Annotated in this window: 9 protein-coding genes and 1 pseudogene; 7 read left to right on the top strand and 3 right to left on the bottom strand. The window is 44.6% G+C overall.

Going from position 1 to position 10,041, the window contains the following annotated elements; all coding sequences use genetic code 11:
- The first annotated feature begins 108 nt into the window (after positions 1 to 108).
- Together Q4561_RS15030 and nspC are read left to right on the top strand one after the other, a co-directional pair.
- On the top strand, positions 109 to 1,311 hold the full coding sequence (locus Q4561_RS15030; protein WP_303461658.1) for a saccharopine dehydrogenase family protein: 1,203 nt from the start codon (positions 109 to 111) through the stop codon (positions 1,309 to 1,311).
- A gap of 29 nt (positions 1,312 to 1,340) precedes the next feature.
- A complete protein-coding gene (gene nspC / locus Q4561_RS15035) occupies positions 1,341 to 2,471 on the top strand; it encodes a carboxynorspermidine decarboxylase (protein WP_303461659.1) in 1,131 nt (376 codons plus the stop codon).
- Positions 2,472 to 2,574: 103 nt separating this feature from the next.
- Here nspC and Q4561_RS15040 read toward each other — a convergent pair whose 3' ends face one another.
- Together Q4561_RS15040 and rsmI are read right to left on the bottom strand one after the other, a co-directional pair.
- Positions 2,575 to 2,838 carry a hypothetical protein gene (locus Q4561_RS15040; RefSeq protein WP_303461661.1) on the bottom strand — a complete coding sequence of 88 codons (264 nt, stop codon included), beginning with the start codon at positions 2,836 to 2,838 and terminating at the stop codon, positions 2,575 to 2,577.
- Between the two features lie 113 nt (positions 2,839 to 2,951).
- Entirely contained in the window at positions 2,952 to 3,794 is an 843-nt protein-coding gene (rsmI, locus tag Q4561_RS15045; protein WP_303461663.1) for a 16S rRNA (cytidine(1402)-2'-O)-methyltransferase, read from the bottom strand.
- Positions 3,795 to 3,933: 139 nt separating this feature from the next.
- Between rsmI and Q4561_RS15050 the strand changes: the two genes are divergently transcribed.
- The 5 genes from Q4561_RS15050 (at position 3,934) to Q4561_RS15070 (ending at position 9,068) form a co-directional block, all read left to right on the top strand.
- On the top strand, positions 3,934 to 5,901 hold the full coding sequence (locus Q4561_RS15050; protein WP_303461665.1) for a penicillin-binding protein activator: 1,968 nt from the start codon (positions 3,934 to 3,936) through the stop codon (positions 5,899 to 5,901).
- Between the two features lie 6 nt (positions 5,902 to 5,907).
- Positions 5,908 to 6,249: a YraN family protein gene (locus Q4561_RS15055; protein WP_303461667.1), complete on the top strand. Its 342-nt coding sequence runs from the start codon at positions 5,908 to 5,910 to the stop codon at positions 6,247 to 6,249.
- A 229-nt stretch (positions 6,250 to 6,478) separates the two neighbouring features.
- Positions 6,479 to 7,075 (top strand): phosphoheptose isomerase, encoded by a 597-nt coding sequence (locus Q4561_RS15060; RefSeq protein ID WP_211071625.1) that lies wholly within the window; start codon positions 6,479 to 6,481, stop codon positions 7,073 to 7,075.
- Between the two features lie 12 nt (positions 7,076 to 7,087).
- On the top strand, positions 7,088 to 7,669 hold the full coding sequence (locus Q4561_RS15065; protein ID WP_303461669.1) for a BON domain-containing protein: 582 nt from the start codon (positions 7,088 to 7,090) through the stop codon (positions 7,667 to 7,669).
- The gene (locus Q4561_RS15070; protein ID WP_303461671.1) at positions 7,656 to 9,068 is read left to right on the top strand and encodes an MFS transporter; all 1,413 of its coding nucleotides are present in this window, start codon (positions 7,656 to 7,658) and stop codon (positions 9,066 to 9,068) included. Before Q4561_RS15065 ends, Q4561_RS15070 begins: the two co-directional genes overlap by 14 nt.
- A 143-nt stretch (positions 9,069 to 9,211) precedes the next feature.
- Here the strand turns inward: Q4561_RS15070 and Q4561_RS15075 are convergent.
- Positions 9,212 to 10,041: pseudogene (locus Q4561_RS15075) on the bottom strand (IS30 family transposase); the annotation flags it as partial.

Consider the following 10,041-nt stretch of genomic DNA (forward strand, 5'->3'; position numbering starts at 1 on the left):
TTACGATGACTATTTTTTGTCGAACCTCGGCTGTCTTTGCTTGCCAATTTGGTATCGTCTGCTAGCATTCAGCCCAAAATTCATTAGCTTATTTAGGGATTAATTATTATGTCTCGCGTTTTAATTATTGGTGCTGGCGGTGTTGCCTCAGTAACCGTAAAAAAGTGTGCACGTTTACCACAGCACTTTGACGAAATCTTTCTTGCCAGCCGCACAGTGTCTAAATGTGAAGCTTTGCAACAAGAAGTAGGTGTAGACCGCGTTAAAGGTGTATTTGCCCTTGATGCCGATAACGCCAAAGAAGTAGAAGCGCTTATTAACGATGTTAAGCCTGACCTAGTAATTAACCTTGCGTTGCCTTACCAAGACTTGCCTATTATGGATGCGTGTTTAGCAACTAACACCGACTACTTAGACACCGCAAACTACGAGCCAAAAGACGAAGCTAAGTTCGAATACTCTTGGCAGTGGGCTTACCAGCAGAAATTTAAAGACGCAGGCATCATGGCCTTGTTAGGCAGTGGTTTCGATCCAGGTGTAACCAACGTGTACACCGCGTACGCGGCTAAACACTATTTCGACGAAATTCACTATTTAGATATTGTTGATTGTAACGGTGGTGATCACGGTCAAGCATTTGCGACCAACTTCAACCCTGAAATCAATATCCGTGAAATTACTCAACGTGGTCGTTTCTGGGAAAATGGCGAGTGGAAAGAAACCGACCCGCTAAGCGTGCGTGAAGATTTAGATTACCAAAACATTGGTGTACGTGCGTCTTACCTCATGTTCCATGAAGAATTGGAATCTTTGGTGAAGCATTTCCCTACCCTTAAACGTGCTCGTTTTTGGATGACCTTCGGTGATGAATACCTTACACACCTTCGCGTACTAGAAGGCGTAGGCATGACCAGTATTGAACCGGTTGATTTCCAAGGCCAAAAAGTAGTGCCTCTAGAATTCTTAAAAGCAGTTCTGCCTAACCCAGGTTCACTGGCTGAAGGCTATACCGGCATGACCTGTATTGGTACTTACATTACGGGCATGAAAGATGGCAAAGAAAAAACCATCTTCATCTACAACAACTGTGAACATGCTAAATGTAATGATGAAGTGGGTGCACAAGCGGTATCTTACACCACAGGTGTTCCGGCCATGATTGGTGCAGCGCTAATGCTAAACGGCACGTGGAAAGAAAACGGTGTTTGGAATATGGAACAATTTGATCCAGATCCATTCATGGACATGCTAAACGAGCACGGCCTACCTTGGCACGTACTCGAATGTGATAGCAGCCCATTCACCAAGTAATATAATACTGTAACTGGAGCAAATAAAGGTTGGCAGACTTAACGCAACGAACAGATATTCCTTCTCCTTGCTATGTGCTGGAAGAAGAAAAACTCATCCGAAATCTTGAGTTGATGAAGCATGTACAAGATGAGTCAGGCGTTAGAATTATTCTGGCTTTAAAAGGTTTTTCAATGTGGTCGAGCTTCGACATCATTAACCCTTATTTACATGGCGCAACAGCAAGTTCGGTATGGGAAGCCAAATTAGCCGCTGAAATGGGTAAAGAAGTACATGCCTATTCTCCAGCTTATAAAAAGGCGGATATAGAAGAGCTAGCTACGCTGGTGAATCACTTGTCGTTTAATAGTCTGTCACAGTGGCAAGCTCACAAAGACGCGCTTGCGGGCGTGTCTTTAGGTTTGCGTATTAATCCAGAGCATCAAGAAGCAGATACCCCACTTTACGACCCTGCTGCACCTGGCTCGCGTCTAGGGCTTAGGGTAAGTGAATTAGAAGGCGTAGATTTATCAGGCATTGATGGCTTTCATTGTCATAACCTGTGTGAGTGTGACTCGTTTGCAACCGAACGTACGCTTAAAGCAATAGAGGCAAGCTTTGGCGATTACCTAGGACAGCTGAAATGGCTAAACTTAGGTGGCGGCCACTTGATGACTAGCGAAGGTTACGATGTAGAACATCTAATCAAAACCCTTAGCGATTTCAAACAACGTTACCCGCACTTAGACGTTATTCTCGAGCCCGGCTCTGCAGTAGCGTGGCAGACAGGACCGTTGATTGCTGAAGTGGTGGATGTGGTAAACAACGATGGTGATATTGCCATTTTAGATATTTCAGCCACGGCACACATGCCAGATGTGCTTGAAATGCCCTATCGACCTACGATTTTAAACGCATCCTTACCTGGTGAAAAAGCCTACGACTATCGCTTAGGTGGAAACTCCTGCTTAGCGGGCGATGTTATTGATACTTACTCTTTCGATGCGCCATTAAAAGCTGGTGACCGCGTACAGTTTGAAGACATGATGCACTACACCATGGTGAAAACGTCATTTTTCAACGGCGTTGAACACCCTGCCATTGGTATTTTGCGTAAAAATGGTGAGTTCGAAATTGTTCGCCAGTTTACTTACGAAGACTTTAAAGGCCGCTTGTCTTAAACAATAGATAGCGACTTTCACAAAAAAATGCCCGCAGCGTTAAACGTTAGCGGGCATTTTTATTGGTGACGTTTGAATAAAGCGTAGCTAATAAATACCTACTTTATAAAACGCCAGTACCGTTAAGGTTTTGGCTTTTATCTACCGTACCTTCAGCGATAACCGTATCATCAAGATAAATGGCAAATGGCGTACCTTCAGGGCCTGTTAAATTGTATCGAAATCCATGCATTTCATCGGCTAAAGCTAACTTCACCTGAGTTTTAGGATGAATTAAATCGTACTCACCTGAATCGCCGGATTTATCAAAAATATCGACGACCCATTTGCCCTCTGGCATCTCAATTCTTAAGAGTTGCTGACTCATAACTATCCTCCAACCTTACACTTAACGTTATAAGCAATAGTGCAAAATGCAATAAGCCTACCTCGTGTTAACTATATTGTTTAGATAGGTACCCTCAACCCATGGGTCTGAGATCAATCAGTCTCTTTTGCTTCCAGCCCAGCTTGGTACAAGGCATTCTTTTTCAGGTCGTAGTGATCGGCCACAACGGCTGCCGCTTTTTTCAATGGCATGTGATCACATAACGTAGTTAAAAGCGACATCGCCTCAGCCGATATTTCAGATAAATTCACTTGGGCTGGCGACACCATCACCACGAACTCACCTTTTTGGTGAGCGGCTTCGGCTTCCAAGTAATCAATAACATCGCTTGGGGTGCCACTAATATAAGTTTCAAAGGTTTTGCTAAGCTCTTTCGCAACTACAATGTGCCTATCACCTAGTACACGGGCAATGTCTTTGACCGTGGCTAAAATACGACGTGGGGCTTCGTAAAATACGCTTGTGCAGGTCCGCTCTTTTAATTCAGCAAGTTGGTTGTCTTTGGCTTGAGTTTTTACCGGTAGAAAACCTTCAAAAATAAATCGGTCTGTTGGTAGCCCTGAAGCACTCAGCGCGGTAATAGCGGCACATGGGCCTGGCAATGCGGTAACAGGAATGCCTTCTTCTCGGCAGCGCCTCACAAATACAAAACCTGGATCGCTAATTAACGGCGTACCCGCATCACTAATTAACGCCACCGATTCACCGTCTTTTAGGCGCTGCACCAGCATTGCGGTACGTTTATCTTCATTGTGATCATGCAGCGACAAGGTACGGGTAGAAATACTGAAGTGCTGTAACAACCGCGAGCTGTGTCGTGTATCTTCCGCAGCAATCCAATTAACCTGTTTTAATACCTCGATAGCTCTGGCGCTAATATCATCAAGGTTGCCGATAGGTGTAGGAACGATATACAAGGTGGCGAAATTGGTCATATAAACAATAAAAATAACGAATAATGTAGAAAGTGTACCACGCCATTGGACTAGTTTACGTCGGCAAACGTAGATTTTCATCGTGGTTAGGATAAACTTGCCGCTACTTGCCGTTAAACGAAGTGAAAGGAAACAGACTGTGGGTCACATTGGACATTTTACAAAGCGCATTACCTTTGCAATGGCGACAGCCACCAGCGTGCTATATTTAGCAGGCTGCGGGAGCACACCTGAACCCACCTCGGCACCTAAAGTTGCCACTACTGAGCCTGTGAAAGCGCAAGTAGAACAGAACATCACGCCAGAACATAAATTGGTAGAAGCAAAAAAAGTATGGCTTCAAACCCGAGACAAAGTTAAGCGAGACACATTACTGCTAGATGCAGTGGGCCTTTATATTGCTCAAGGCGATAGGATATTAGCGCAACAAATTTTGTTTGAAATGAAGCAGGACGGTGTCGCCACCTCGTTGCAGGATAGCTACGCCATTCATGTGGCAATGGCTTATCAAAACGACCCATCTTCGTCGCCAGCACAACTTACGACAATGCTAGAAGATGTAAACAGTAGCCCTGCACTTACTGCTAAATTGGCAGAGCTTCAAGCAGATCTCTATGCCAAACAAGGGTTATGGGCAAAGGCGGCAAATAGCGTTTTGTCTACCGAGCTAGAAGATGAGCAAAAAGTGGCGCAGGTGTGGACATTTTTGAACCAAATACCTGCCGATGAACTCACAAAAAGTGAAAATCAGTACCCTAAATTGCAACCCTTCTTTGCCCTTCGTCAGTTAACTATCGAAAATGCAAGAAACCCGCAGCAGTTAAAGCAATCAATTGGGCAATATAAACAAGTTTATGCTGGCCATATGTTGTCCCAGCATTTACCTAAAGACGTCGCGATAGCGGAAGAACTCGCCGCCCCTCAAATTCGTGAGTTGGTAGTATTATTGCCACTAAGTGGTAGGCTCGCGGCGACTGGCGAAACAGTTAAAGATGGCATTATGGCAGGCTACTATCAGCAGCTTCAACAAACCAGTAATCCAAATAGCTTACCTGCCATTCGGTTTGTAGATACTACCAATGCCGATACTGAAACTATGATTGCAGCTATTGGCGACGCTAAATTTATAGTGGGCCCACTATTAAAAGAAACCGTTGAGAAATTAATACCAGCGTTACCGCCTGGCGTGAACATGCTAGCGTTAAACCGCCCAGACGAAATGCCGATAATGTTAGATAGCTCAGCCTCAGTAAACTCAGAGCCTTTAAGCCCAGAAGCGGTTAACACTGAATCTGAGATGCCTTCCAGCGCCGCGCCAGCCGTTAATTATTTCGCCCTTGCGCCGGAAGATGAGGCAAATCAGCTTGCAGAGTTTATTTATAGCAAAGGCTTTAGAGCGCCTATTGTTATTGCGGCACAGAGCAACTTGTATCAGCGAATGAACGATGCGTTTAAAACCCGTTGGAACACATTGCATGAACAAGAAGTTCAAGCGCGACGTGCGAATATAACCTCTGTTACGTTCAATGATAGTGAATCGTTGCGAGAAGGTATTACGCAAGCCTTAGACGTAGCACAAAGTAATCAGCGTATTAATCAAATTGAATACATGACCAATGAAGAAGTGTATAACATGCCCCGTAGCAGACGAGACATCGATGCTATTGTCGCTTTCGCTTCACCACAAGATACCCAGCTTTTAAACCCAATTATCGAAGCTAGCTTAAACCCGTACGATGGAAAACAAGTGCCAGTTTATGCGACCTCTCGCTCAATGGACTACAACAGCGGCAAGAACCAATGGCGTGATTTACAAAACGTACGCTTTATCGATATGCCTTGGATGATGCCAGATCATAAATGGCAGCAACTTGCTCAAGAAACTAAGCAAACCTGGCCTGATCGCAGCACTTTGCAAAATAGATTATTCGCCTTCGGTGTAGATGCATATGAATTACTCCCTCAATTAGGGATGCTAAATACCTTGTCGTACATCACATTCGACGGGTTGACCGGCACGCTAACACTAAATGAAAACAGTGAAGTAGAACGAAACTTACCTCAAGCCGTTATACGTAACGAGCGTGTGCAAATGCTAATGGAGTAAATAACATTGTCCGTATTGCAAGGGAATGCAGCAGAAAACAAGGCCGTTGATTACTTAGAGGAACAAGGGCTTACATTACGTTGTCGTAATTACCGAACTAAACGTGGTGAACTTGATATTGTTATGCAAGATGGCGACACCATTGTTTGCGTAGAAGTGAAGTTTCGCAAAAAATCGCAGTATGGTCACGCTGCCGAATTTGTCACCATGAAGAAACTTCAACGAATTCAGGCTGCGTTTGCGTTCTATTTGTTAGATAATAAGCTTAATCCCGCGTCTACCCCATTACGCATAGACGTTATCGCCATTGATGGAAGCGACCTTCAATGGCTTAAAAATATCGGATAAACCGCGCGTAGTTGTTAGGTATGCTGGTGAATAGGTGTAGGTAGTACTTAGGCTGTAGTAAACCCTCCGCCGCATGGATGCGGGGGCGGAGCTACCATGGATGGGTTCACAGCGTGTTTACGGAAGCCTAAGTACTGCCTGCGCCAGATTCTCAAGCCCTACACCCTAAAGCGTGTTATGCACTCAATATTGAGACTGCTTGATATCCTGAAATACAGAGAAAAGAAGTATGATTGAACAAATTAAAGCGAACTTTACTGAAAGTATTCAAACCAAAATTGCTGCATCTGAGATTTTGCCTGAATCAATTGAAAAAGCAGCCATGATGATGGTTGAAGCGTTAATTCGCGGCAATAAGATTTTAAGCTGTGGTAACGGTGGTTCGGCAGGTGATGCACAACACTTTTCTTCTGAAATGCTTAACCGCTATGAGCGCGATCGCCCTAGCCTTCCTGCTATTGCGTTAAGTACTGATACTTCGACTATCACTTCAATTGCAAACGACTATAGCTACGATGAAATTTTTGCTAAGCAAGTTCGTGCTTTAGGTCAGTCTGGCGATATTTTATTTGCGATATCTACCAGTGGTAACTCACGCAATGTAATTGCCGCTATGGAAGCTGCTTTATCTCGCGATATGACGATAGTAGCCTTAACCGGCAAAGATGGCGGTGAAATGGCAGGGTTCTTGAGTGAGCACGATGTTGAAGTACGTGTACCTTCGAACCGTACAGCCCGTATTCAAGAAGTTCATTTGTTGGTTATTCACAATTTATGTGAATGCATTGATGACAGCCTATTCCCAGCCGATCACGGAGACGAATAACGTTCCCCTTCTATGAAACGAATTAAAACGTTAAGTATTACCCTAGTATCATTTTTTTTTGTGATGCAGTTACAAGGCTGCGTGGTGGCTGTTGGCGCCGCGGGAGCCGTAGCAGCTAAAGTAGCGAACGACAGACGCACTGTTGGCACACAACTAGATGACCAAAACGCTGATGGCGCTGTGGCTTATCAGTGGTCTAAAAGTGAAGAACTCAAAGCTCAAACTAACCTGCAAGTAGATATGTATAACGGCATAGCCTTACTTACCGGCCAAGCGCCTACGCAAGCTTTAATAGACGAAGCAGTTAGGCGCGCCCAAGAAGTTGATTACTTGAAGAAAATTCATAATCAAATTCGTATTGGCGAGCCTATTGGTGCAGGCACCCAAGCTAATGATATCTGGCTAGCGTCAAAAGTCCGCACCAAGATAGTGGCCGATGAACGCGTGCCTGCGCTGCAAGTAAAAGTAGTAGTGCAAGACTCTGAAGTGTTCTTAATGGGCCGATTAACCAATGCAGAAGCTAATGCTGCTGTAGATATTGCAAGGAACATAACGGGCGTAGCCCGCGTAGTGCGCGCATTTGAGATCATTTAGTCGCGATACCGCAACGGCCCTGCTGGTTGCTGGGGCCTTGTTTATGGAAATTCTGGATGCCACGGTGATCACCACCGCGCTTCCCGTTATTGCCGCTGATTTTGGCGTGCCTGCAACCCAACTTTCTATTGGCGTTTCTGCCTATCTTGTTGCCGTTACTTTTTTCATTCCTCTAAGTGGCTATGTTGCCGACAAATTTGGTGCTCGTAATGTATTTATGGCTGCCATTGTCATTTTTGTGGTGGCATCAATACTGTGCGGAATCAGTACCAACCTAACTAGTTTTACGTTATCTCGTATTATGCAGGGCATTGGCGGTGCCCTGATGGTGCCTGTAGGCCGTTTAGTAGTGCTGCGAGACTTACCCAAAGAAAAGCTAGTTAAAACTGTGGCCATTATTACGTGGCCCGCATTAAGTGCTCCGATTCTTGGCCCAGTATTAGGGGGCTGGATTGCCACCCACTTAAGCTGGCAATGGATATTCTTTATGAATGTGCCATTAGGGATATTCGCGCTTATTGCTTCCGCTTATTTGCTTGAGAACTTCACCGCCAATGTAGGTAAGTTTGATGTGGTAGGTTTTCTGCTAACCGGCATTGGCTTTGCCTCTTTTATGGCTGGCATAGAGCTATTTGCTGGGCACAACACCTCTACCCTACTGGGCGCCGTGGTGACCGGGTTAGGGCTTCTATTATTGTTAGCTGCGGTATTTCATATTCGCCGTGCTAAAAAACCTTTGTTTTCTTTTGAAGCCATGCAGTTTCGTACTTTTCGCTTATCAATGTACGGCGGCTCGGTGGTACGTATTGCCCTAGGCAGTGCGCCGTTTTTGGTGCCGCTTATGCTGCAATTGGGTATGGGTTACTCGCCGGTAGAAGCAGGCACATTACTGCTATGGCTGTTTGTAGGCAATATAGCCATTAAGCCAGCTACCACATGGATAATGAACACCTTTGGTTTTAAGCGGGTACTTATTGTAAATGGCATTATGATTTCGCTAGGTTTTGTAGCCCTATCGTTTATAACCCAACAAAGCTCATCGTTTATTATTGCTGTAATTTTATTTGTTAGCGGTGTGAATAGGTCGATGCATTTAACCCTACTAAACACTATCGCCTTTGCGGATGTACCAAAAGACAAAATGCGCGACGCAAACACACTAGGTGCTATTTTGATGCAAATGAACCGTGGCATGGGGATCACCATTTCTGCGCTTATGCTGGCCGTTGCTTCTCTGATGGTAGGAAATTCAAGCAGTGATCCGTCGCTTATCAACTTCAAAATTGCCATGGCCATGATGGCGGTAGTAGCGCTGCTGAGTATTACCGACAGCCTGATGCTATCGAAAACCGATGGCGATTCGGTTTTGGAAAAGCGACTAAAAAAACAGTTAAGCTGAGGTAGTGCAGGCAGGTGCTATTGTTCAGGTAAAGTAAATAATGTAATTACCAAAGGTGTGATTACCTCCAGATTATCTCAATTTAAACCGACATATCAGCAACCGACTTAATTATATCTGACAGGCCGTTGTGTACCTTGAGTTCAATCGATGGGCGCAACACATCGGTTAAATTTCTGTGATGGTGTTTCATAGTCTAACGTCTTTCTCGGTCTTTCGTTAAGTTGTCTCGCTACACTGCTAAGTTTTTGTTGGCTGTGTGCCGATAAGTCGGTACTTTTGGGAAAATACTGCCGCAGTAATCGATTGGTGTTTTCATTGGTACCACGTTGCCACGGTGAGTAAGGATCGCAAAGGTAGACTTTTATGTCAGTGGCTAGCGTGAATTGTTTGTGGTCTTTAATTTCTCTCCCCCTGTCCCAAGTTAGAGATTTATATAGTTCCTTAGGTAGCTTTTGAGCGTGTTTGATAAGTGCAGCAATCACGGTCGACGTTTTACTATCATCCACTTTCGCCAACATTACGAACCGAGAGTGCCTCTCTACTAGTGTCGCTATGTAACTGTTGTTAGAGCCACATATAAGGTCGCCTTCCCAGTGACCGGGTATAGCTCTATCTTCAACTGATGCAGGTCGTTCACTTATAGAAACGGCATAAGGGATTTTTCCCAGACCTAATCTTTTCAGTGAAGCTTGACGAGACTTGCGAACCGCTCTTTTTGACCGCAAACACTTCTGCAGTTCTTTCTTTAGAGCGCCTCGCGTCTGAATGAAGAGTGTTTTATAGATGGTTTCGTGAGACACTTACATTTCCTGATTACCGGGATATTGTCGCTTTAACCAACCCGCAATTTGTTGTGGTGACCATGCCCTTTTAAGCTTAACAGCTATTATTTAACATAACTCTGGGGATCCAATTAACTTACATGGCTTAGGTCTCAATGCTTCGTCCCGGGCTCGTTGTTCAGCTTTTA

Origin of the sequence: Alteromonas sp. 1_MG-2023 (genome assembly GCF_030547075.1) — a bacterium.
Lineage (GTDB): Bacteria > Pseudomonadota > Gammaproteobacteria > Enterobacterales > Alteromonadaceae > Alteromonas.

What these genes read in the sequence shown, in the direction of transcription:
- Q4561_RS15030 (WP_303461658.1), top strand. Translation starts at nt 109, where the DNA reads ATGTCTCGCGTTTTAATTATTGGTGCTGGCGGTGTTGCCTCAGTAACC.
- Q4561_RS15040 (WP_303461661.1), bottom strand. Translation starts at nt 2,838, where the DNA reads ATGAGTCAGCAACTCTTAAGAATTGAGATGCCAGAGGGCAAATGGGTC.
- rsmI (WP_303461663.1), bottom strand. Translation starts at nt 3,794, where the DNA reads ATGACCAATTTCGCCACCTTGTATATCGTTCCTACACCTATCGGCAAC.
- Q4561_RS15060 (WP_211071625.1), top strand. Translation starts at nt 6,479, where the DNA reads ATGATTGAACAAATTAAAGCGAACTTTACTGAAAGTATTCAAACCAAA.
- Q4561_RS15065 (WP_303461669.1), top strand. Translation starts at nt 7,088, where the DNA reads ATGAAACGAATTAAAACGTTAAGTATTACCCTAGTATCATTTTTTTTT.